Source organism: Nonomuraea sp. CX421 (assembly GCF_059358955.1).
Genome location: NZ_JCADBK010000003.1, coordinates 400,458 through 422,182 on the forward strand (window position 1 = coordinate 400,458; position 21,725 = coordinate 422,182).

The window sequence follows — 21,725 nt, forward strand, 5'->3', positions numbered from 1 at the left end:
CCTGTTCAGGCTCTATCTGAGACCGGCGTAGCCGTTGTCCAGACGCGTTCGAAGCTGGTCAGGTAGGTGGCTGCTGCGGCCTGTGCTTCGGTGGCTCGTAGGTGGATGACTGGTGCTTGGGCGGCGGGTGTGCTGTAGGCGTGGGTGTTGATCAGGAGGTTGTCGTCTGCGCGGTAGATCGAGCGGCCCGCTGCCCCCAAGCTGCGCGACGGCGTCGTCAAGCGCGGGAACACCTGGTCGTACGTGATCCGCGTGAAGGATCCTGAGACCGGGGAGAGCAAGCCGAGGTGGGTCGGCGGCTTCGCCACCGAGGACGACGCCAAAGCAGCCCGTGACGAGGCTCGGGTCAAGGCCCAGCGCGGTGTGTACGTGGACAGGAATACCATCACGGTCGGCGAGTACCTCGATGCGTGGATCGAAGCCCACGCCGTCGAGATCAAGCCAAAGACCCTCAAGGACTACCGGAACATCATCGCGCTGTACATCAAGCCCCACATCGGCACGCTCCGCGTTCAGGCTGTCCGCCCTTCGTCCGTGACGAAAGGCGTTCAGGGACGCCGTGGAGGTAGACGAAATCCTTTCGTCGAGCGCCGTCGACAAGGCGAAGCGGCCTCGCCGGGAGACCAGCGAGCCTGGAGCGGTGTGGACGACCGTCCAGCTCAGGTCCTTCCTCACCACTGCGCGTGATCACCGGCTGTGGGCCTTCTTCCACCTGGCCGCGTACACGGGGGCTCGTCGCGGCGAGTTGCTGAACCTGCGCTGGGCGGACGTCGATCTCGATGGCGCGCAACTCACCATCACCGGCTCGGCCGCATTCATCGACGGCGAGCGCATCGAAGGGACGACGAAGAGCGGCAGAAAGCGCATCGTCAGCCTCGACGAGCAGACGATGCGGATCCTCCGCGACCAGCGGAAGATGCAGGCGCAGGACAAGCTGAAAGTCGGGCCCGAGTGGCGAGGCGGCGGTGAGTACGTGTTCACGACCGGCTGGGGTGAGCCGATCCACCCGGACACTGTTAGCTCGCTCTTCCCGATCCTGATCAAGCGCCACAACGGGCAGAACCCGAAGACACCTCTGCCCAGGGCCCGCCTGCACGACCTCCGGCACGTCCACGCGACGACCCTGCTCCTGGCGGGTGTCCCCGTCCACGTCGTCGCGGCCAGGCTCGGCCACGCCGACCCCTCGATCACTCTCCGGGTCTACGCCCACGTGATCCGCGCGGCGGAAGCCTCAGCGGCCGAGGTCTTCGCTCGGGCGATCAGCGAGTGAGGGCACCGTGTTAGCAGAGGTGTTAGCAAGATCCGGAGATTGTCCTGACAAACACAAAGGCCCGTTCCAGGTTTTCCCTGGTAACGGGCCTTGATGCTGTGTGCGGCCGGAGGTACTCGAAACCCCAACCTTCTGATCCGTAGTCAGATGCTCTATCCATTGAGCTACGGCCGCTTGCTGCTAGACAAGCATAGCGGGTCTGAGGTGGTGCCTCGAACCAGTTGTGGCACTCATGACTGGGCGGACTCCTTCTTGCTCGGCCAGAGGGTGTAGCTCACCGGCCAGAGCACGGCGATCAACGGCACCTTGAGCAGGTCGTACATGAAGGCGATCAGTGGTTCGGTACGGGCGGGGTCGTTCACGAGCCAGACCAGACCGAACACGACGAGCCAGGCGATCCCGTATGCCAACAGGATGCGGAACCAGAAACGCCACTCGTAGCGGGCGCGGGCCATGCCGCCGGCCGGGGGTTTCCAGGGCGGAGGGCCGCCGGCGAAGCGGTGACGGAACTTGGCGTCGGCCCAGCGGATCGTGCTGTGGCCGAAGACGATGGAGTACGCCAGGTAGGCGGCCGCGAGGCCGTGTCTGAGGTCGGCCACGGCGCCCCCGCGCATGTCGATGACGGAGGCGACCAGCAGGACGACGTCGAGCAACGGCACGCTGAGGAGCAGGGCGGTGCTGAGCTTGCGGCGGTTCCACAGGTAACGGGAGGCCAGCCCCAAGCCGAGCAGCAACCAGAAGCCGACCTCGCAGCCGATCAGAATGGCGACGATCACGTATCCCATCGTTTCGCCCACGAGGCCGGGTCACATCCTCAGGGGAAACGAACCTGTGGATACATCGAAGGGTGTATCCACAGGCTGCCCTCCGGATGAGGACCGGACGGACCGGCGATGGTGGGATGGGGAGCATGAAACGCATGGCGCCTGTGGCCGGGCTGGCCTTCGTTCTGGGCGTGCTGCTCATCCTGGCCGGCGCCTATACCCCCCGTGGCGTGCCCGAGTGGATGCTGGTGGTGCCGCTGGCCTTCACCTGCGCGGGGGTTCTGGTGCGGCGGCGGGCGCCGATGTGGTCGCTCAGCCTGGGGGTCGTCGGCGTCGCGATGGACCTGGTCGTGGGGCCTTCGCTCGCCACGGTCCTGGTGTTCACCGACAACATCTACGCCGCCGCTCTGTACGGACCCGCCCGGTTCTCCCGGTGGCTGCTCGGTGGCGCCAGTGTGCTGGCGGTGTTGACCGGTGCGGTGCTGGGGTTCATCACGAGTGACTGGCGAATATTCGCGGGCATGGGCATTCAGGCGGGATTGGTGCTGATCGTGCCGGTCACGTCGGCGATGATCGTGCGTCAGCACCGCGACCAGGCGGCCGCCGAGCGGGCACGGGCGGAGCAGGTGGCCCGGCTGGCCGAGCTCGACCGGCAGACGGCGATCACCGCCGAGCGCACGCGGATGGCTCGCGAGCTGCACGACATGATCGCCAACTACTTCAGTGCCATCGCCATCCAGTCCACGGCCGCGCTCTCGCGTAAGGACCTCGACCGAGCGACCGTCCAGAAGATCATGGAGTCCGTACGGGAGAACAGCGTGAAGGGCCTGGCCGAGATGCGCACGATGATCGGGCTGCTGCGCCATGAGGGTGACGAGACCGAGGCGACCCGGCCGCGGCTGGCCGACGCGGAGACCCTGGCCGGCCGGTCGCGCGAGGCCGGGATGGTCACCGAGATCCGCGTGGACGGTGAGCTCCGGGACCTGCCTGCCCCGGTCGATCTGGCGGCCTACCGCATCCTGCAGGAGGCGCTGACGAACGCCCTCAAACACGGCGAGCAACCGGCCACGGTCGCCATCGCCTACGAGCCACACGGGGTCACGCTGACCGTCGACAATCCGGTCAACGGCCGTAAGGCGGGGTTACCCGGCGCGGGGGCCGGGCTGATCGGCATGAAGGAGCGGGCCATGCTGGTCGGGGGCACGTTCGAGGCGGGTCCGCGGGAGGACGGATGGCGGGTCCACACCACGTTGCCCACGTCCGCGGTCAGCACGTCCCTGGAGGTGGGATGACGATCAGGGTGCTGGTCGCCGACGATCACGCGGCCGTCCGGGCGGGGATCGTGCTGATCCTCGGCGGGGCCGGCGACATCGAGGTGGTCGGGGAGGCCGCCGACGGCGAGCAGGCGGTGGCGCTGGCGCGGGAGACGCGCCCCGACGTGGTGCTGATGGACGTTCGCATGCCCAGGCTCGACGGCATCTCGGCCACGCGCGAGCTGGCCGGGGTGACCGACGTGTTGATCCTGACCACGTTCGACGTCGACGAGTACGTGTTCGGCGCGCTGCGAGCGGGGGCGGCGGGGTTCCTGCTGAAGAACACCGACGCCGACACGCTCGTCGAGGCGGTGCGACTCGTGGCCAGGGGTGACGGCCTCATCTCGCCCTCGGTGACCCGGCGGTTGATCTCTGCCTTCGCCGGGCAGGCGCCACGCCGGGAGCCGCCGGATATATCCGTCCTGACGCCGCGCGAGCGGGAGGTGCTGGCGTGCGTCGGGCGCGGATTGTCCAACGCCGAGATCGCCAAGGAGCTCGACATGGCCGAGGCCACCACCAAGACGCACGTCAGCCGGGTGCTCGGCAAGCTGGGGCTGAGGAGTCGGGTTCAGGCCGCGATCTACTACTCCGAAGGGATGTGACCGCCTCTGATGTCCGTCATCCCACTCCGTCTCTCGTGGATGTCCGGGAGGCGGCCTGTGAGGTGCGTCCTTGCCGGAAGCCGTACGAACACGGGTCCGTTCATACAACCGCAATCGCCACCGCCTAGCCTGGCTTCGATCAGGGGGTACGAAAGATGACCACACCGCCACATGACCCACCACCGGGTGCTGACGGATGGCCGCCGCCGGCTGGTGAGAGTGGACCGCCGCCCGGCCAGGGCGGGCCACCGCAGGGTCAGAGGCCACCGCCCGGTCAAGGGCTGCCGCCCGGTCAAAGGCTGCCGCCCGGTCAAAGGCCATCGCCGGGCCAAGGGCTGCCGCCGGGTCAAGGGCCGCCGCCCGGCCATGGTGCGTGGCCGGGGGCCGGCCAAGGAGGATGGGGGCCACCGCCGCCACCGCCGCAGAGCGGGTCGACCGGCACGATCGTCGGGCTGGCCTTCGCAGGGATCGCCGTCTACAGCGTCATCAACATCGTCCTCGCCTTCGTCGTCCTCGCCCTCGCCTCCAACTCCGGTGCGTCGAGCGCGGCGGTGGTCGGCGTCGGCGCGGCGGTGTTGGCATTAATCGGCCTGGGCACGGGCGCGGGCCTGCTGTTCGTGCGCAAGCCGTGGGCCACCGGCGCGGGCCTGGGCCTGATGATCGGCTGGGCGCTCTGGTCGATCGTCTCGGCTGGTTACTGCACCGGCCTCAACCCGGGCCTGTATGCCTGACATGCCACTCCATGAGGTCTTCGTCGGGCTGGGGGTGCTGGTCGCCGCGGTGGTGTTCGTCCGCGAGGCCCGGCGCCGGGGCGCGCTGAACGAGCAATCGCTGATCGCGGTCACGGGCGCGCTGGTCGGCGGGGCCATCGGCATGCGGCTGGCGGGCTGGCTGGAGACGCTCAACCTGTCGGACCTGTGGCTGTACGGCTCTCGCAGCATCCTCGGCGGCCTGACGGGCGCGTACGTGGGCGTGCTGGTCGCGAAGCGGATCATCGGCTACCGCGAGCGCACGGGTGACCTGTTCGCCCCGGCGGTGGCGCTCGGCATGGCGGTGGGCCGGATCGGCTGCCATCTGACCGAGGCACCGGGCCGGCCGACGGAGTTGCCGTGGGGGGTGTACGCGCCTGCGTCGACGCCCGAGTGTCCAGGCTGCCTGGTGGGCCAGGCCATGCATCCGTCGTTCATCTACGAGATCGTCTTCCACCTGGCCGCGTTCGCCGCCCTGGTGTGGGCGCGCAAGCGGCTCACGCGCCCGGGGGAGCTGTTCACGCTCTACCTGGCGGCGTACGCCGGGTTCCGTTTTCTGGTGGAGTTCACCCGGGCGAACGAGACCGTCTGGCTCGATCTCACCCGGCCGCAGTGGTTCCTGGTGCCCGGTGTGCTCTTGCTGGGGCTCAGGGTGGCGTACGGCTGGCGGCGCGGCTACTACGATGCCCTGTTCGGGCGGAAGGTCATGACATGAGCACAGGGATGGGGCTGCGGGGCGATCGCATCCTCAGGTACGTCAACGCGTTCTGCCCGCACTGCCACGGTCGCGATCTTGACCGCGTCGAGCGGCTGAGCGGTTATCTGGTGGTGCGCGAGGATCGGGTGTGGCTGGAGCGCGGGTGCCGCGAGCACGGTCTGGTGCGCACGTTGTACGACGAGGATCCGGAGATCCTGGCGTACCTGGAGGAATGGACCGCGCCCACCAAGCAGCACGTGCCCGATGTGGCGGGCAACTGGCTGCCCGTGCCGAGCGCGTACCTCCAGGGGTTGCCTGAGATGCAGACGCAGCACACCTGCATTCTGCTGGAGGACATCGCGGAGGCGTGCAACCTGCGATGCCCCACCTGCTTCGCCGGGAGTTCGCCCGATCTGAGCGGCATCGTGCCGGTCAGCGACGTGCTCGCGAACGTCGACCAGCGTCTCGCCCGCGAGAACGGCCGGCTCGACGTGCTCATGCTGAGCGGCGGCGAGCCGACCCTGCACCCCGAGCTGAAGACACTCCTCGCCGAGCTCCAACAGCGTCCGATCACCCGCATCCTGATCAACACCAACGGCGTGCTCATCGCCCGCGACGACTCCCTGCTCGACCTGCTGACCGCGCATCGCGAGCGGGTCGAGGTCTACTTGCAGTACGACGGGAGCTCGGCCGAGGCGTCGAAGCATCACCGGGGTGGTGACCTGCGCAGGCTCAAGGCGCAGGCCGTACAACGGCTGTCGGAGCGGGAGATCTTCACCACGCTGGTGATGACCGCGGCGCTGGGCGTCAACGACGGCGAGATCGGCGACGTCGTGCGGCTGGCGCTCGACACTCCGTTCGTCGGCGGGGTGTCGTTGCAGCCGCAGTTCGGCTCGGGCAGGTCGGAGCCGATCGACGCGACGGACCGGCTCACCCACACGGGAGTGCTCAAGCGGCTCGGCCCGCAGACCGACGGCCTGGTGACCTGGCGCGATCTCACCGCGCTGCCGTGCTCCCATCCGCACTGCTGCTCGGTGGGCTACCTGATCCGCGACGACTCGGGGCAGTGGCGCTCGCTGACGGCGCTGATCGGTCATGACCGGCTCAAGGCCAACCTGGGCCTGGTCTCCAACCGCATCGCCGACACCGAGATCCCACGCGAGCTGCGGCTGGCCGTGCAGGAGTCGCTGCTCGGGCTGCTGTCGGAGCAGTCGTCTCTGTCGCATCCGCAGATCGGCGACCTGTGGCGCGACATCTGTGAAAACTGCGATCTGGGCGTCGCCACCCTGCTCACGCTGGCCTCCTCGGCGCTGCCGGGCAGGCGCAGGAAGCTGCGCCGGATGCTGGGCGAGCGGGTGGTGCGTCTGACGGTCAAGCCGTTCATGGACATCTCGACCATGATCGAGGAACGGCTCACGCAGTGCTGCGTGCACGTCGGCACGCGGGCCGAGCAGGATCAGTGCGCGCCGTTCTGCGCGGTGCAGGCGTGGCCGCAACTGTCGGCGCAGCGGCTGTCCGCTGTCGCCTCGGAGCCTCAGGTACGGTTGCCGCTCGAGGTGATCCCGTGAAGGCCGAGCCGTACGATCCGCTTCGGTTGTGCGTGTACGCCACGATCGCGCTGCTTGCCTGGTTGCTGGGGCCGTGGGCGTTGCTCGGGTTCGCCGGGCTGGGGTTCGCCGGCTACTGGAAGGCGCGGCGAGCCGGGTTGACCCGGAGCAAATGCCTGCTCAGGGACACCCGGCTCGTGCTGGCCTACCTGGGGCTGCTCGCGCTGGTGGCAGCGGCGGCGATCATCCACTCCCTGCTGTGACGGCCAGCAGGTTGAGCACGGTGAGCTCCTTGCCACCGCCCTTCCTCCTGGTCACGCAGACCTGGCCGTCTTGGCGGCTGATGCCCACCACGTCCGCCGTCATGGTCGGCTCGGTCGTCCCGCACGTCTCCTCCGACTTCTCGTCCTCGTCCCAATAGACGATCGTGGTGGGCGAGGAGGAGGTGCCCGTGCCGAAGCCGCCTCCGCCGGCCGGATGTACCCGGCTGATACCACCGACCAGGCCGGTCACCGGGTCGTAGACCACAGCCGATGCGAAGTAGTGCTTCGCCGGGTCGCCGGTGGGCGCGTCGAGCAGCGCGAACCGGTCACCGAGGATCCGGCCTCCGCCGAAGAAGCTCATCCCCTCCGGCAGGATCTCGCTGTCGGAGCCGTCGAGCCGTTGCCTGATCGTGCGGTCGCCTCGCACGCCGAAGCACCACTCGGCGGAGCAGGTCAGGTTGGTGGTCCCGGTCTCCGCCTGGACGTCGGCCGATGTGCCGGTCTCCAGGTCGACCACGCGGCTCTGGTTCCTCAGGCCACGCCCGCCAGGGGCGTATGCCACCGCCAGCGGCCAGGAGACCAGGTGGAGCCCGTCGGTGCCGTTGATCCGCTCGGGGGCGCCGCCGGTCAGCGGCATGCGGTAGACGCCGCCCTTCTGGACGGACCAGATGAGGGAGTCGTCCGTGACGCCGATCTTCTCGACGCGCGACGGCTCACCGGTCACCTCCCCGACACGCCGGGCTGTGCCGCCTTCGCGGGGCATGATCCAGAAATCTGCCCACTTGTCGTCAGGGTTGTTCGGCGTTGCGCCGTACCAGGCGAAGTGCCTCTCCCCCACGTCGACGGCCTGGGCGAAGTAGCCCTTCACCCCTTCGGGGGCGGGCATGTCGCCGACCACGCGGGTCTTCCCAGTCGAGGCGTCGAACACCTCAAGGCGTCCCGCCTTCTCAAAGGACGACTCCGCGGCCAGCAGCACCTCGGTCGCACTGAGCCCGGTCACCGGGCGATATTTCCAGCCGTCAGCCGACTTGGCGGGCATCTTGAAGACCGCGTCGGGCCACACCTCGGCCGCCCGCTTGACCTGCACCTGCGGGCGCTCGTCCCTGGGCGGGCCGGTGGTCACGGTGACGGCCGGCTCCGCCCGCCCACCCGTATCGGTCAGTACGGCGGTCGTACCGCCCGCCACGACCACCACCGCCGCGGCGGCCAGCGCCACCTGCACGCGCTGCCTGACCCGCCGCGTCCGGCGCCGCGAGGCGACCGCGCCCGCCAACCCCGTCACGGGTTGCCCTGCCTGGTCGGCCGCCGTGCGCAGTGTCCGGATCAGGTCGTCTTCGCTTCTCATCGCGCCTCCTGCAGCACTCGCTTGATCCGGAGCTTGTCCAGGGCGCGGGCGGCCTGGCTGCGCACGGTTCCACGGGAGACGCCGAGAATCTCCGCGATCTTCTCGTCGGAGAGGTCCTCGTAGTAACGCAGCACCAGCACGGCCCGCATCTTGCGAGGCAGCTGCTGAAGCTCGGCCCACAGGTCGGCGTCGCCGTAGTGGTCGAACCTGCCTCCCTCGGGCACGGTGGCCACCAGATCCTCCCGGTGCCGCCGCCGCCACGCGGTGATGTGCAGCCGGACCATCGTGGTGCGCACGTACCCCTCGGGGTCGTCCTTCTTCCGGACGCGGGGCCAGGCGTCACCCAGACGGGCCAGCGCCTCCTGAACGAGATCGGCGGCGTCCTCCGAGTTGCCGGCCAGTACGTAGCCGTACCGGAGGAGCGCATCACCCCGGGCTCGGACGAACTCGTCGAAATCAGCCGTGTTATCCACGAACCCAAGGACCGCCGGGCGGGTGCTTCTGTTGCACGCCTGAGCGAAGTGGTCCTACTCGGCGGGCACGTACAGGCTGAGCGTCTCGGCCACGCAGGCGGGCCGCTTCTCGCCCTCGACCTCGATCGTCAGCTTCAGGTTGGACAGGTAGCCGGCCGGGGTGCCCTTGACGTCGGACAGCTCGCCGGTGGCCCGGATGCGCGCGCCGACCGGCACCGGCCTCGGGAACCGAACCTTGTTGAGGCCGTAGTTGACGCCCATGGCGATGCCCTTGACCTCGATGAGCTCCATCATGAACGAGGGCAGCATCGACAGGCTCAGGTAGCCGTGGGCGATCGTGCCGCCGAACGGCCCGTCCTTGGCGCGTTCGACGTCGACGTGGATCCACTGGTGGTCGTCGGTGGCGTCGGCGAAGAGGTTGACCTGCTCCTGAGTGACGGTGCGCCACTCGGTGGGGCCGAACGTCTCACCGACGGCCGACTTGAGCTCCTGTACGTTGGCAAAGGTCCGCATGGTCCGGAACGCTATTGGGCGGGTGGCACGGCTGCCAAGTTCAGCACCCAGTACCTGTCCGGCTTGTCGGCCTTGGTGGTGCCCCAGTAGATGCCGCAGCGCCAGCTCCTTCCACAGCTCGCCGAAGGAGTGGCTGTCGCTGTAGGAGCCCTCGGGCACGTCGTCCGTGAGCTGCTCCCGCCGCCGCCTGCGCCACCAGCTGATGTGCTGGCGGGCCATGGTGGTGCGAACGTACGCCTCGGGGCTGTCCTTGTTGCGGACACGGTCTCAGGTGTCGCTCAACCGGAGCAGCGCGGAACCCCTGGCTCTGACGAAATCCTCGAACTCCACATCCCAGAGACGTCCGAGCGGGGCGATCTGTTGCGAAGATCTTTACTCGAAAGCATCGCATACCTGTTCGAGTCCGCGCTACAGTTCTGGGTACTGAATCGAACAGAGGTTCGGCCAGGTGGGAGGGGGTGTGTCCGGTGACGGTGATGGCGACCGCGCCTGCTCGGACACGCCGTAGCTCTTTCTTCCCAAATCTAAGACGGCCGCTATATCCGGCAATAAAGTCCGAGAGCGTGGACCCTGTGCGCAATCCCTACGCCCCCGGTGCCGGGCAGCGTCCGCCAGAGCTGGCCGGGCGCGATCGTGAGCTCCAGCAGTTCGAGGTCGTGCTCGAACGGGTCGCCCGTGGCCGGCCCGAGCGGAGCATGGTCGTCACCGGCCTGCGCGGCGTGGGCAAGACCGTCCTGCTCAACACCTTCAAGTCCATGGCGATGCAGCGGCTGTGGGGCACGGGCAAGATCGAGGCCCGGCCCGACCAGTCGATCCGCCGTCCCGTCGCCGCCGCCCTGCACATGGCGATCCGCGAGCTGGCTCCTCGCCATCGCGCGCCCGAGCGCATCGAGGAGTTCCTCGGCGTGCTCAAGGCGTTCGCGATGCGCGATCCGGCCGCCGCCAAGGGCACCTCGCACTGGTCGCCCGGCATCGAGGTGCCGGCCAGCCGCGGCCGGGCCGACTCCGGCGACCTGGAGATCGACCTCACCGAGCTGTTCGTCGACGCGGCGAGCGTGGCCACCGATCTGGGCGTCGGCATCGCGCTGTTCATCGACGAGATGCAGGACGTGCAGGCCGCCGACGTCTCCGCGCTCTGCGCGGCCTGCCACGAGCTGTCACAGTCGGGCGGGCCGCTGATCGTGGTGGGGGCGGGGCTGCCGCACCTGCCGAGCGTGCTTTCGGCCAGCAAGAGCTACTCGGAGCGGCTCTTCCGCTACGCCCGTATCGACAAGCTCGACCGTGACGCGGCCGACCTCGCGCTGATCCTGCCGGCCCGCGAGGAGGAGGTCGAGTTCACCCAGGACGCCCTCGACGCGCTGTACGAGGCGGCCGATGGCTACCCCTACTTCGTCCAGGCCTACGGCAAGGTCGCCTGGGACCTGGCGCCGCGCAGTCCGATCACGCTCGACGACGTCAAGGTGTCCGCGCCCGAGGCGGAGGAGGAGCTCGCGGTGGGCTTCTTCGGCAGCCGCTACGAGCGGGCGACTCCAGCCGAGCGCGACTACATGCACGCCATGGCTCAGATCGGTGACGAGCCGGTCCCCACGGCCGAGGTGGCCGATGCCCTGGGCCGCAAGCCGTCGAGTCTGTCCCCCGCCCGCGACAGCCTCATCAAGAAGGGGCTCATCTACAGCGCCGAGCGCGGGCTGATCGCGTTCACCGTGCCGCACTTCGGGAGGTTCCTGCGTGCCCAACCGATCTGACCGGCACCCCTAGTCCTCTATTGGGCTGTCTAGTGGGGAAGCTAGATAGCCCAATAGAGTTATATCGCCATGTCCGTCGAGAGGAATCTAAGACTCTCTAGCCCTACGCCGATACAGGCGTATACACCGGCAGAGCGTCGCTGTCCTCTCCGCTGACCACGGCCACCCGCACCGCCGGGCGGCGTCCGCTTAGGTAGACCGCGAAGACGACGTCGTCCCGGTCCTGGTTCCGGAAGACGAAGAAGCGCCAGCAGAGCTCGCGCCAACTGTCGTACGGGTCGGTCGTGGTCAGCTGGTCACGGTGCGCCCGCCAGACGCCGCTGGCCCGGAGCCTCGACAGCATGACGCTCTCGGCCGGTGCCGGGCGCTGCTCGCACGGCGCGCGATAACGCACCCGGTCGATCAGCTCCTCGATCTCCGGCGACATCACGGCGAGGGCGACCAGCCCGGCGGCGATGAGCGGCCACGGCGGATCGGCGAACACCGCCACCCCGGGCACCTCGGCCCACACCGCCATGCCCGCCATACCGGTGAGCACGATCGTCCTGCCGACCGACCTGCGCCCCACGGGCGCCGCGCTGATCTCGCCGAAGCACCCACACCCCGCGTCGGGTCTCCGCCTGCGCAGCTCCAGCAGCACGTACGTGGAGAGCGCGAAGAACGCCACCGCGCCCCACCGGAAGATCGGATGGGCGGTGAGCAACAACCCAGTGGCGAGCACCAGCTCCCCCAGGGCGCAGCCGAGCAGCGCCGGACCCTGCATCCGCGCCGGCACGAGGACCGCCGGCCCCAGCTTGGAGAACGAGCCGGGATCGCCGCCCGAGGACACCGTGATCACCTTGGTGACCGTCCCGAGAACGAGCACCGCGATCAGAACCGGCAGCTGCGATGCCAGCACGAACGTCACCCCAATCCGATCTGCACGTTGAAGCACCCCTTGACCAGTTCGCCCCCGAGTTCGAGGTAAGACGACGGCGACAGCTCGACGATCCGCCCCCGCTCGGACGTGCCGCACTCGACGCAACGATCGCAGAACCGGCCGGCCACGCAACCACAGGTCACGATCGGCAGATTCGCCGTCCGGTCCGTACAGGAGTTCCTGATCTGGAGCAAAGACCCCAGAGCGAGGTACGGCAGACCCGCGCACGACACACCCGCGTCGGGGCAGGCGGCATCGGCTCGTTCCACCATGGGGTAGGCGAGGCCGCGTTCCTCCTCGTCGAAGGCGTCGGACCAGGTGGCGGTGCCGGAGATGCGCGGCTGGACGCCGGCGTAGGCGGGCGGCGCGGGCGGCACGGCGCGGGCGGGATAGGTCGGCTGCGAGGTCGCGGGCAGCAGTGCCAGCGTCGCGCCGTCCTGCCTGATCCCGATCGCGTCGAAGAGGTAACCCGGCTCCAACTGCGGGTGCCGCACCTGCAGGCGGCCGGTGGCCCGGTAGGGGATGACGACGGTCCGGCGGCCCCGATGCGGCCCGCAGTGCAGCTCGACCACCAGATCCTTACGGCCCTCGACGGACAGGATGGTGCCGGTGATCCGCACGATGTCGGCCCAGACCCGTTCGACCACCTTCCGTTCGCGCGACGTCCGCATGATCACCCTCGCGCCCACGGGCAGGTCGGCGGGCGTGACCTCGGCTCCGCGCCAGATCGTGGCCCACGGCGCGATGATCAGCCGATCCGTCCGGCCGTCGGCCCGCTCGATGGTCATGAGATGCGGGCTGACGTCGAGAATCGTGCCCGTGACCGCGTGCAGCGGATCGCCGCTGCCCGGGTCGGGACCGGGGACGCCCACCTCGCGGCCCAGCGCCGCCGCCGCGAGCACCCGGCGGCGTTCGATGCTCGGATATGCCATCAGCCCTCCCCTGTCGTAAACAGATTCACACGACTCCGCTCACCACATGTGGCGTACACCACATAGGGGAGCAAAATACGCATCCCCCGGAGAAGGAGATGACATCCGGCGGCGAACAATCCGCCACCGACCTTGACCTACCTTTATCGTCGGTAAGCCGAATCCTGGATTGCGGTTCAGCCGTTACAGAGCATCGGGCTGCGATTCTGGCCACGATGCAGACCGCCAGTGAGGAAGAGGAGTTCCGCGCGTACGTTCAGGCCCGCGGACCTGCTCTGCTGCGCGCGGCTCACCAGCTGACCGGGCATCCACTGGACGCGGAGGATCTCCTGCAGAACGCCCTGACCAAGACCTATCTCGCATGGGATCGCATTCAGGATCGGGGCGCGCTTGACGGTTACGTGAAGCGGGCGATGGTCAACATCAACATCTCGCAGTGGCGGCGGCGGAAGGTGGAGGAGTATCCCTCCGAGGAGTTGCCGGAGGTCACCTGCGAGAGCGAGGCACAGGGCGAAGTGCACGAGCAACTCGACCAGGCGCTGAGCAAGCTGCCCGCCCGCATGCGGGCCGCGATCGTACTGCGCTACTACGAGGACCTGAGCGAACGGGAGATCGCCAGGACCCTGGGCATCAGCGTGGGCACGGTCAAGAGCACGGTGTCCCGGGCGATGGCCAAGCTCAGGGGTGAGCTGGGGACAGAGACTCAGCCTGCGACCGAGACTCAGCCTGCGACCGAGATTCGGCCGCCCCAGCCGTAGCGCACGGACGTACGACGTCCCTGATCCTGCGCAGAATCGCCAGGAAGAACTCGAGCTCCTCCTCGGCGAGCAACCCGGTGAAGCACGTGTCGATGTCGGACAGATGGTGGGGCAGCACCGTGGCGAGCCGGTCGCGCCCGGCCTCGGTGAGCGTGGCGTAGGAGGCGCGGCGGTCGGTGGGGCAGGCCACGCGGGCGAGCAGGCCGTCACGTTCGAGACGGTCGACGACCCTGGTCACGCCGCTGGTGGACAGGCCGGTCTGGGCCGCGAGGTCAGTCATCCGCAACCGCTCCCCCGGGGAACGACTCAGGCGGATCAGCGTCTCGAAGTCGATGTCGGACAAGCCGGCCGCGACGAGCGCCGGCTGCATCCTGTCATTAAGGCCTGCGTGGACCTCTGACAGCAGACCTATGGCCGTCAGGCGGGGATCGTCGATGGGGAGCACGCTCATACTGTAACCGACGCTAGTTGACGTGGGGAATATTCCTCGTGTAGACATTTGTTAATTCAACTGTCCACACAGCAAGCTTCTGAAGGAGAGCCCCATGAGCACCCGCACCTGGGAAGGCCTGACCGTTCCCGCCCCCGGCATCTACGCCCTCGACGTGGCTCACACGCGCATCGGGTTCGTGGTCAAGCACATGATGGTCAGCAAGGTGCGTGGAAACTTCACGGACTTCAGCGGTTCCGTGACGATCGCCGAGAACCCGCTGGAGTCGTCCGCCGAGCTTACGATCAAGACGGCGAGCATCGATACCCACGCCGGCGACCGCGACAATCACCTGCGCAGCGACGACTTCCTGTCGGTCGAGAAGTACCCCGAGATCACCTTCAGGAGCACCCGTGTCGTCGAGCACTCGGGCGACGAGTTCACGGTGGTCGGTGACCTCACGATCCGCGACGTCACCAGGGAGGTCGAGCTCAACGTCGAGTACGGCGGCGCCGGCACCAACCCCTGGGGCCAGGCACTCTGGGGCTTCTCCATCAACACCGAGTTCGACCGCGAGGACTTCGGCCTGACCTGGAACCAGACTCTGGAGACCGGCGGCGTCCTGGTGGGCAAGAAGGTCAAGATCGAGATCGAGGGTGAGGCCAACCCGGCCGCCTGACCTCCGCGCCCCGCGCGCCGCTCGTCAGGAGTTGTCCACAGGCCACCATCCACAGGCTGTGGATAACTCCTGGAAAGGACGCGCGGGGCAACCGCTTTGCCGCCTCGCCAGAAGGCCGGTACGCTGTCCTGAGCCGCGTGGCTACCAGGAGGATTCGCCTAGTCAGGTCTATGGCGCCGCACTGCTAATGCGGTTTGGTGGCAACACCATCCGGGGTTCAAATCCCCGATCCTCCGCAGGTGAAAGGCCCTCGCCCCAGATTCGGGGAGAGGGCCTTTTGATCTCCTGGGCGTCATAGTCGCGGTGTTGGTTGCAACGGCACGTGCTGTGGCTGGTCGACTGAGTCGTGGACTGCAGAAATGCGATGGCCCGGGTTGTCTCGGTTGGGTGATGCTGTACCGGTGTCGTCGTTGCTGACCGCGGTGGAGTACGAACGTACGGCTGCCATGTTGCGAGGCAGACGTATCCGGAAGGTCGTCTATTACCCCTTGATGGGCGGGGACGACGGATGCGAGGTCGAGCAGTGGGACTTCGGGACGTGGCACCAGCCCACCATGGGGGTCGAACTGTTCACCGACGATGGCGCTTGTTTCGCGGCTGTGTGGGGCAACAGCTTCGACTATTACGGGCTTGAAGTCTTCCCCGAGCCGATGACCGCTCACCTGCGAATGATCGGAGAGCCAGGCGGGTCGGCGGCGGTGGACGTGACCGACCACCCGCGCTGGTCGAGCATGGTCGGTAGGAAACTGACCGGCGTCGATATCGCCTGGCGCCAGGACCCTCAGAGCCACCTCCGGACGCCGGACGCGATCAGGTTGTGCTCGCGGGAAAAGAGTGTGTGGATAGCCGCCGGGGCACCGGCAGAATCGCCACCAACCGAGGTCTACTACCTGGGTACCGATGATGTCATGGTCATCTTCACCGCCGAGTTCGCGGCCAAGGTGGGCACTCCCTCTGCCGGCTAAACCCGTGATGGCCAGTCGGCCGCCGTCTCCTCGTCGGTGGGCCTACTTCAGATCCGCACCACAACGCCGGATCCGGGCCACGAACGTGCCGCCGACCGGCCACGCACCCTGGCCGAGGTAAAACTGTCCACGTCGGGGCGGTTCAGTGTCGCCGGTACTGCAGATACACGATCCCGTTGCTGGAGGCGGTGCTGGAGACCAGGTCGAGCTGGGAGGACTTGGGGACACCGTCGAACAGCCGGGTGCCCTCGCCCGCAACGTAGGGGAACATGCTCAGCTGGAACTCGTCGATCAGATCGAGCCGCATGAGCGACCGCCAGAGGCTGACGCCGCCCCAGACCACGATGTGGCCGTCGCCGCCCAGCCTGAGCTTGTCGATCTCTTCTGTCGTGTCACCAGCGGCGACAGTGGTGTTGGCCCAGTCGGCCGTCTTCAGGGTCCGGGAGAAGACGACCTTGCGCCCGGTGTTCAGGATGTCGGCGAACGGGTGGTCGGTGGACGTTGTCATGGCCCCGGCGATGCTCTCGTAGGCGGTGCGGCCCATGAGGTGCGCGTACGCGCTCTGGAGAAAGTCGAGGTGCGCCCGGTCGTCGGGCTGACGGTTTTCGGGCAGGTCGAAGCAGAACTTCCAGAACTCGGTGCCCTCGTCGGCGAGGAAGCCGTCGAGGGAGTAGTTGAACACTGTCGCTATCAGCTTCCGCATGATCAGAACTCCGTGGTCTCGGGCCCTCTGGGTCCGTGCTTGTTAGGGAACATTCGTCTCCGGGCCCCAGCGCTCGCGTGGCCGCGGCGTTTGTGGCCTGTCGCTCATGCTTTAGACGACACCTTCGCCCGGAAGTCATCGGCGCCCGGTCTACTGGCTGGTTGCGAGGTCAGGTACCGGGGCGTCTTGGAGCAGTGCGCGCGTCCACACGGGTCAGGAGCTCGCACGGGTTCGCTGCCGTACCAGCGTGCGGGCAGGTGCCCGCGCTGGCGCGCGGTACCCAGGGCGGCTGACCGGTCAGCGCCACGGGCGGTGAACGATCTTTTCCGTGGAGCGGCCGGGGTAGACGACGATCAGGTGCTCCTCGGCGGGCGCATCGTGATCGTCCTCGTTCCACTCGAACGTGCGAGCGTAGACGCGCATCCGATAGCGGCCGGGGCCATGGACGGCCAGGTTGGGCAGCGGCCGGAGCGCCCCGCTGTCGCCGCCTTCGGAGAACGGCGGTACGACCAGCCGACCGCTCCGGCTGACGACCCCCACCTCGACCACCCGGTCCCAGCCCTTGAGCCGGAGGGGTGGGGCGGCGCGGAACGCCTTTACGGTGAGGCACATCGGCTCGTTCTCGGCGTAGGTCGTGATGGCGGCGCTGCTGCCGGCGGCGTCGATGAACCCGTCGTCGATGGCCTTGAAGATGTCGCCGCCCGCGCCCTCGGTGCTGTCCCGGTCGTCGAAGACCTCGTAGCCGCCCCCTTCGAACAGCGAGTACGCGGCCGTACCCTGCCGCCTGGCGCGCAGCTTCGGCCAGGGGTCGGCGCATCGGGCGTTACTCTCCACCTTCCATGAGGCCAGCTCCCGTTCCTGCTCGGCCTGTTCGCGCGCCTCGTCCGCTCGCTGCCGGGCGACGACGCCAGGGCACAGGAACTCCAGGGCATCGCGGAGCTCGGCCGTGCCCGCTGACCCGCCCACCCGCCGGAGCAGCGCCTGCCGCTCCTCGACGTCGGGCACCGCGCACAGTTCCTCGCCGTACGCCAGGAGGCGCTGATCCGGCAGGTCCTCGGGGAACATCAGCGTCCCTGTGAAGGTGTGGTTCCTGGCGCGACAGAGGAACGCCCGCCGCCGGTCCTCCGGCCGGGTATCGGCGTACGACCTGAGCTCCTCGCGGCAGCCCTTCTCCGCGCCGGTGAAGCTGAATCGGGCGCCCTCCTCGGCACCGACCACGGCGAGCGGTAGCACGAGCGCAACGGCGATCAGCAACCTACGCCTGCGGCCGGTGGCGGGCCGGGTGGCGGTCTCAGCGGCGGGCATGTCGGCGGGCCGGGCGAGCTCGTGCGCGGTGCGCGCCAGCCACACCGTGCTGAACACGCCGAGCGTGTTCAGCACAAGCCCCAGGCCATCGAACAGCAACTGCTCGCTCTGGACGAGGCTGAGCACGAGGAAGGTGAGCGGGACGATGAGGGCGATCCGCCCGATGTCGATCGTGCCCCTGCTCCACCGCCCGTCGTGGCGCTGCCCGACGAGGATCATCGCCGTGCACCCGAAGCTCGCCAGTCTCAGCAGGTTGATCGCCAGGGGACCGGCGTCGAAAAGGTAGACCAGGGGTGCCGGGGCCAGTACGCCGATCAGGCCCAATGCGAGGGCGATCGCCCGAAATCTGGTCGAGACGCCGGAGACGACCAGCACCAGCAGGGTCACCGTGGCGGCCCACACGACCCGGCTCGCGACGTACTCCACGGTGTTGGAGAGCACTTCGACGAGCTCCCAGAGCACGAGGTCGCCGACGACGCCCGCGTAGAGCAGGCGCCGAAGCCAGACCACGCTGCGTGACAATCCCTCGGCGCGTGGCAGTTCGGGACCGCGCAGCACCTGCCACAGCATCCATGCGTTGAGCCCGCAGATCCCGGTGAGCAGGGGTCCTAGCCAGTCTCCCCGCGCGAAGAAGGCCCACGGCGTGGCCGCCGCGGCCATCGACAGCGCCGACAGATCGCCGGACACGGCGGCGAGCACCGCGGCGACGGTGACGGCGGACAGGTAGAGCGCTACGACGACGACGGCCACGCGTCCGAAGCGGTATCGGCCGGCGGCGGCCCGGATTCGACCCACGATTCGGATGATCTTAGGGGCATGCCTGACTGAACGGCATGGGAACTAGTCGTCCGCGGCCGACGGCGGTACCTCGACGACGAAGAACAGGAAGCTCAGTTTGGTGGCAAGGTCCTGGAAGTCGTCGGGGAACAGCTCACGGGCGGCCGGGTCGGGCTGCGGCTCGCTCATGGCGGCAAGGCGGAAGCCGGCGGCGGTGAAGGCGTCGGTCATCGCGTGCAACGGCCTGCGCCAGAACCTCATCGGGAAGGACTGCCCGTTGAACGTCCAGTCGAAGGTGTAGCTGGTGGTGGCGAAGTAGTTGGGCCGAGGATCCTGGAGCATGTAGGCCACGAAGGGGTGGTCCACCGACGCGATCAGCCGGCCGCCGGGCCTGAGCACTCGCCGGATCTCGGCCAGCGTCGGCCCCCAGTCCTCCAGGTAGTGCAGGACCAGCGAGGCGACCACGTCGTCGAACGCACCGTCGTCGAACGGCAGGCGGTCGTTGAGGTCGACCACGTGCAGGGCCGCGTCGTCACCGAGCCGCCGCCTGGCCAGCGCCAGCATCCCGGCGCTGGCATCGATGCCAGTGACGACCGCACCGCGGTCACGCAGCGCGGCGGACAGGGGGCCTGAGCCACAGCCGGCGTCCAGGATCCGACGGCCGGCCACATCTCCGGCGAGGGCCAACATCGCGGGCCGCACGTAGTGGGCGTTCAGAAGGTTGCTCTCGGTCTCCGCCGAATACGCCTCCGCGAAGCTGTCATAGTCATTCGCCTGGGCGGGAGTCGCGGGCTGGGGCGCGGTCGAAACCCCTGCAGGACCCCGTGTTGCGAGACTCTCGGGCACGTCGGTTACGCGTTCCATCGTCGCAGCCTAGTCTGCCGCCTCTCGGGACATATGCGGAAGATGATCTTGTCCGGCATCCGTCGTGATCATTCGCGTGTGGAAATTCGCGTTTGGAAACAGGAGCTCAGCCATGCTGATCAGTTCGAAGACCGCTCCCAATAGCAGAACCTGAACGACCGCGAAACCTGCGAGCACCCGGAAGAGAGACAATCCGCGATTATCACGCGCCGCCCGTCTTGCAGCAATGATCAGCACTATGGCAGGCCCAACGCATTGGCCGTATGGTCCCGAGCATGACGGCTCCTGACGGCCTTTCCGGAACACATCGTTCGGCCCCGCTCCTGCCGGCCGATATCGCGTGGGCGGACGAGGCGGGGAACCTCACGATCGGCGGGCGGCCCGATTGCCTGAAGGGCGACCCGGAGCGTGGGGCCCATGGGATTCCGGTTGAGGCGGGTTACGTCGAGGCGAAGTTCCCGGACGGCGAGGGTCGCACGCGCATCGTCGCCTGGATCCGGTGCCTGTAGGTTCCGCGCTCGCGGACGCCCGCGAGATCACCCGGCTCCGACACGGAGCGATACCACTCGTCACCTGGCTGCCGCCCGATCTCGACGAGACGACTCGACACGTTGAACCCCGTATCGATTCCATGACATTCAAGCCGAGATTGCGCATCGCCATTGCGGTCCCCTAGTGGGCCGATAGGCCATGGCGCATAATTCGGGATTAGTAGCTTATATCGCAATAACTGCCCTTCTGTCCAGTTTATGAGTGTGTGAGCTTCTACGGGGTGTATATGAAGTTTTGCCTTCTCGGTCCGCCGGAGGTGCGCGACGACGCCTGCCGCCTGTGGTTTCGAGGGCATCGTCAGCGCGCGGTCTTCGCGTCTCTGGCGCTGAACGCCAATCGGGTCGTGGAGACCGACAGGCTGGTCGACATCGTGTGGGGCGACCGCCCTCCCCTCACCGCACAGGCGCAGATACAGAAGACCCTCTCGGCGTTACGTCAGATGCTGGCTCGCACGTCCACCGGAGGCGAACGGATCAGCACGGTCTCCTCGGGATACCTGCTCCACGCCGACCCGGGTGAGATCGACGTGGAGGTGTTCAGAGGAGAGGTGCGACAGGCCTCGTCCGCCATGGTGGCGGGTGACCTGCCCGGGGCGGTCACCTGCTTCCGCGGGGCCCTGGCTCGCTGGTTCGGGCGGGCGCTCGACGGCGTGCCCGGCCTCGCCGCGGAGGCCACCCACCTGGAGGAACAACGTCTGATCGCATGGGAGGAGTGCATGCACGCCGAGTTGGCGCTCGACGGGCACGCCAGGGTGGCGGCCGAGATAGAGCCGCTGGTCGGCAGCCATCCGCTGCGCGAGCGTCTGTGCGCCTTACTGATGATCGCCCTGTACGGGTGCGGACGCAGGGTCGAGGCCCTGCGCGCCTACCACGGCCTGCGCGGGCGGCTGCATGAGGAGCTGGGCATCGAGCCGAGCAGCGAACTGCGCGACATCGAGCACGCCATCCTGATCGAGACACCGGCGGCCCAGATGCTGTCCGCGCCATGACGGGCCGGCGGGTGAGCATGGCGGTCGCCGCAGGCGTCGCCGTGGCCGTCGGCCTGCTGGCCGTACGACGCCGCTATCTCGTCATCACGGTCAACGGCGCCAGCATGCGCCCGGCCTTCACCGATGGCGACCGGGTCCTGGTGCGCAGGGCGACCATCCGGCTGCCTGCTCGCGGCGACGTGGTGGTGCTGCGCACGCCGCCGTCGCGGGCGGGCTGGAACGGGTCGCCGTCGTCGAGGAGTCCGGCACGCAGGGGTTGGAGCATCAAGCGGGTCGTGGCCGTTCCCGGCGACCCCCTGCCGGAGGCCGCCGTCGACGCCTGCGGGCGACCGGCCGGGACGCCCGTCCCGGCCGGTCGCCTCGTGGTCTTCGGGGACGCGCTCGACAGTTACGACTCCAGGACCTGGGGCTTCCTGCCTGCTGAGCACCTGGTCGGTGTCGTGACCAGGCGTCTGACCTCGCGTCCTGACACCGATCAGCCGCGCCGGTAGCGATCGGGTAGGCATCCGGTAGTGATCCGGTAGGGCTCACTGAGAGGGTGACGGCGCACCGCGGTGTGGAGGTGACATGGG

25 protein-coding genes and 2 tRNA genes are annotated in these 21,725 nt (G+C 68.2%); 16 read left to right on the top strand and 11 right to left on the bottom strand.

Annotated features, from left to right (window positions below):
* Positions 1–252 precede the first annotated feature (252 nt).
* Both AC5L3X_RS07820 and AC5L3X_RS07825 read left to right on the top strand, forming a co-directional pair.
* On the top strand, positions 253–687 hold the full coding sequence (locus AC5L3X_RS07820) for a tyrosine-type recombinase/integrase (RefSeq protein WP_494856021.1): 435 nt from the start codon (positions 253–255) through the stop codon (positions 685–687).
* Positions 641–1,270, top strand: a complete 630-nt coding sequence (locus AC5L3X_RS07825) for a site-specific integrase (RefSeq protein ID WP_494856023.1) — start codon at positions 641–643, stop codon at positions 1,268–1,270. The genes AC5L3X_RS07820 and AC5L3X_RS07825 overlap by 47 nt, the downstream gene beginning before the upstream one ends.
* Positions 1,271–1,371: 101 nt before the next feature.
* Here AC5L3X_RS07825 and AC5L3X_RS07830 read toward each other — a convergent pair.
* A tRNA-Arg gene (locus AC5L3X_RS07830) sits at positions 1,372–1,444 on the bottom strand.
* A 56-nt stretch (positions 1,445–1,500) separates the two neighbouring features.
* The gene (locus AC5L3X_RS07835; RefSeq protein WP_494856024.1) at positions 1,501–2,046 is read right to left on the bottom strand and encodes a hypothetical protein; all 546 of its coding nucleotides are present in this window, start codon (positions 2,044–2,046) and stop codon (positions 1,501–1,503) included.
* A gap of 143 nt (positions 2,047–2,189) precedes the next feature.
* Here AC5L3X_RS07835 and AC5L3X_RS07840 point away from each other — a divergent pair, with 143 nt between their 5' ends.
* From AC5L3X_RS07840 to AC5L3X_RS07865, 6 genes are all read left to right on the top strand, one after another.
* Positions 2,190–3,326 carry a sensor histidine kinase gene (locus tag AC5L3X_RS07840; protein ID WP_494856025.1) on the top strand — a complete coding sequence of 379 codons (1,137 nt, stop codon included), beginning with the start codon at positions 2,190–2,192 and terminating at the stop codon, positions 3,324–3,326.
* Positions 3,323–3,949: a response regulator gene (locus tag AC5L3X_RS07845; RefSeq protein WP_494856026.1), complete on the top strand. Its 627-nt coding sequence runs from the start codon at positions 3,323–3,325 to the stop codon at positions 3,947–3,949. Before AC5L3X_RS07840 ends, AC5L3X_RS07845 begins: the two co-directional genes overlap by 4 nt.
* Positions 3,950–4,500: 551 nt before the next feature.
* A complete protein-coding gene (locus AC5L3X_RS07850) occupies positions 4,501–4,680 on the top strand; it encodes a hypothetical protein (RefSeq protein WP_225264042.1) in 180 nt (59 codons plus the stop codon).
* 1 nt (position 4,681) lies between these two features.
* Positions 4,682–5,413 carry a prolipoprotein diacylglyceryl transferase gene (locus AC5L3X_RS07855; RefSeq protein WP_494856027.1) on the top strand — a complete coding sequence of 244 codons (732 nt, stop codon included), beginning with the start codon at positions 4,682–4,684 and terminating at the stop codon, positions 5,411–5,413.
* Complete coding sequence (locus AC5L3X_RS07860; protein ID WP_494856028.1) at positions 5,410–6,963, top strand: radical SAM protein; 1,554 nt, start codon at positions 5,410–5,412, stop codon at positions 6,961–6,963. Before AC5L3X_RS07855 ends, AC5L3X_RS07860 begins: the two co-directional genes overlap by 4 nt.
* Positions 6,960–7,205 carry a hypothetical protein gene (locus AC5L3X_RS07865; protein ID WP_494856029.1) on the top strand — a complete coding sequence of 82 codons (246 nt, stop codon included), beginning with the start codon at positions 6,960–6,962 and terminating at the stop codon, positions 7,203–7,205. Before AC5L3X_RS07860 ends, AC5L3X_RS07865 begins: the two co-directional genes overlap by 4 nt.
* Here AC5L3X_RS07865 and AC5L3X_RS07870 read toward each other — a convergent pair.
* The 3 genes from AC5L3X_RS07870 to AC5L3X_RS07880 are packed head-to-tail and all read right to left on the bottom strand — an operon-like array spanning position 7,186 to position 9,536.
* A complete protein-coding gene (locus AC5L3X_RS07870) occupies positions 7,186–8,550 on the bottom strand; it encodes a hypothetical protein (RefSeq protein WP_494856031.1) in 1,365 nt (454 codons plus the stop codon). The genes AC5L3X_RS07865 and AC5L3X_RS07870 overlap by 20 nt on opposite strands.
* The gene (locus AC5L3X_RS07875) at positions 8,547–9,023 is read right to left on the bottom strand and encodes a SigE family RNA polymerase sigma factor (RefSeq protein WP_189127429.1); all 477 of its coding nucleotides are present in this window, start codon (positions 9,021–9,023) and stop codon (positions 8,547–8,549) included. Before AC5L3X_RS07875 ends, AC5L3X_RS07870 begins: the two co-directional genes overlap by 4 nt.
* A gap of 54 nt (positions 9,024–9,077) precedes the next feature.
* Positions 9,078–9,536, bottom strand: coding sequence for a MaoC family dehydratase (locus tag AC5L3X_RS07880; protein ID WP_225264052.1), 459 nt, complete (start codon positions 9,534–9,536; stop codon positions 9,078–9,080).
* A 563-nt stretch (positions 9,537–10,099) separates the two neighbouring features.
* Between AC5L3X_RS07880 and AC5L3X_RS07885 the strand changes: the two genes are divergently transcribed.
* The gene (locus AC5L3X_RS07885; RefSeq protein ID WP_189127427.1) at positions 10,100–11,281 is read left to right on the top strand and encodes an ATP-binding protein; all 1,182 of its coding nucleotides are present in this window, start codon (positions 10,100–10,102) and stop codon (positions 11,279–11,281) included.
* 103 nt (positions 11,282–11,384) lie between these two features.
* Here AC5L3X_RS07885 and AC5L3X_RS07890 read toward each other — a convergent pair whose 3' ends face one another.
* Together AC5L3X_RS07890 and AC5L3X_RS07895 are read right to left on the bottom strand one after the other, a co-directional pair.
* Positions 11,385–12,179, bottom strand: coding sequence for a MauE/DoxX family redox-associated membrane protein (locus AC5L3X_RS07890; RefSeq protein WP_494856033.1), 795 nt, complete (start codon positions 12,177–12,179; stop codon positions 11,385–11,387).
* A gap of 5 nt (positions 12,180–12,184) precedes the next feature.
* On the bottom strand, positions 12,185–13,132 hold the full coding sequence (locus tag AC5L3X_RS07895) for a hypothetical protein (protein ID WP_494856035.1): 948 nt from the start codon (positions 13,130–13,132) through the stop codon (positions 12,185–12,187).
* Positions 13,133–13,347: 215 nt separating this feature from the next.
* On the opposite strand from AC5L3X_RS07895, the gene AC5L3X_RS07900 reads away from it, so the two are divergent.
* The gene (locus AC5L3X_RS07900) at positions 13,348–13,890 is read left to right on the top strand and encodes a SigE family RNA polymerase sigma factor (protein ID WP_494856036.1); all 543 of its coding nucleotides are present in this window, start codon (positions 13,348–13,350) and stop codon (positions 13,888–13,890) included.
* Here the strand turns inward: AC5L3X_RS07900 and AC5L3X_RS07905 are convergent.
* A complete protein-coding gene (locus AC5L3X_RS07905) occupies positions 13,811–14,341 on the bottom strand; it encodes a MarR family winged helix-turn-helix transcriptional regulator (protein ID WP_494856038.1) in 531 nt (176 codons plus the stop codon). The two genes, AC5L3X_RS07900 and AC5L3X_RS07905, sit on opposite strands and share 80 nt — an antisense overlap.
* 94 nt (positions 14,342–14,435) lie before the next feature.
* Between AC5L3X_RS07905 and AC5L3X_RS07910 the strand changes: the two genes are divergently transcribed.
* The 3 genes from AC5L3X_RS07910 (at position 14,436) to AC5L3X_RS07920 (ending at position 15,964) form a co-directional block, all read left to right on the top strand.
* The gene (locus AC5L3X_RS07910; RefSeq protein ID WP_494856040.1) at positions 14,436–14,999 is read left to right on the top strand and encodes a YceI family protein; all 564 of its coding nucleotides are present in this window, start codon (positions 14,436–14,438) and stop codon (positions 14,997–14,999) included.
* Positions 15,000–15,146: 147 nt separating this feature from the next.
* Positions 15,147–15,235, top strand: a tRNA-Ser gene (locus AC5L3X_RS07915).
* A gap of 165 nt (positions 15,236–15,400) precedes the next feature.
* Positions 15,401–15,964, top strand: coding sequence for a hypothetical protein (locus tag AC5L3X_RS07920; RefSeq protein ID WP_494856041.1), 564 nt, complete (start codon positions 15,401–15,403; stop codon positions 15,962–15,964).
* A 142-nt stretch (positions 15,965–16,106) separates the two neighbouring features.
* On the opposite strand, the gene AC5L3X_RS07925 is transcribed toward AC5L3X_RS07920, so the two are convergent.
* From AC5L3X_RS07925 to AC5L3X_RS07935, 3 genes are all read right to left on the bottom strand, one after another.
* Positions 16,107–16,667, bottom strand: a complete 561-nt coding sequence (locus tag AC5L3X_RS07925) for a dihydrofolate reductase family protein (protein WP_494856043.1) — start codon at positions 16,665–16,667, stop codon at positions 16,107–16,109.
* A gap of 297 nt (positions 16,668–16,964) precedes the next feature.
* Positions 16,965–18,767 (bottom strand): hypothetical protein, encoded by a 1,803-nt coding sequence (locus tag AC5L3X_RS07930; protein ID WP_494856045.1) that lies wholly within the window; start codon positions 18,765–18,767, stop codon positions 16,965–16,967.
* Positions 18,768–18,812: 45 nt separating this feature from the next.
* Complete coding sequence (locus AC5L3X_RS07935; RefSeq protein WP_494856047.1) at positions 18,813–19,613, bottom strand: class I SAM-dependent methyltransferase; 801 nt, start codon at positions 19,611–19,613, stop codon at positions 18,813–18,815.
* Between the two features lie 275 nt (positions 19,614–19,888).
* Here AC5L3X_RS07935 and AC5L3X_RS07940 point away from each other — a divergent pair, with 275 nt between their 5' ends.
* The 3 genes from AC5L3X_RS07940 (at position 19,889) to AC5L3X_RS07950 (ending at position 21,644) form a co-directional block, all read left to right on the top strand.
* Complete coding sequence (locus tag AC5L3X_RS07940; RefSeq protein ID WP_494856048.1) at positions 19,889–20,122, top strand: hypothetical protein; 234 nt, start codon at positions 19,889–19,891, stop codon at positions 20,120–20,122.
* Between the two features lie 269 nt (positions 20,123–20,391).
* Positions 20,392–21,153: an AfsR/SARP family transcriptional regulator gene (locus AC5L3X_RS07945; RefSeq protein WP_494856050.1), complete on the top strand. Its 762-nt coding sequence runs from the start codon at positions 20,392–20,394 to the stop codon at positions 21,151–21,153.
* Positions 21,150–21,644 (top strand): S26 family signal peptidase, encoded by a 495-nt coding sequence (locus AC5L3X_RS07950; protein ID WP_494856051.1) that lies wholly within the window; start codon positions 21,150–21,152, stop codon positions 21,642–21,644. The genes AC5L3X_RS07945 and AC5L3X_RS07950 overlap by 4 nt, the downstream gene beginning before the upstream one ends.
* The last annotated feature ends 81 nt before the right edge of the window (positions 21,645–21,725 follow it).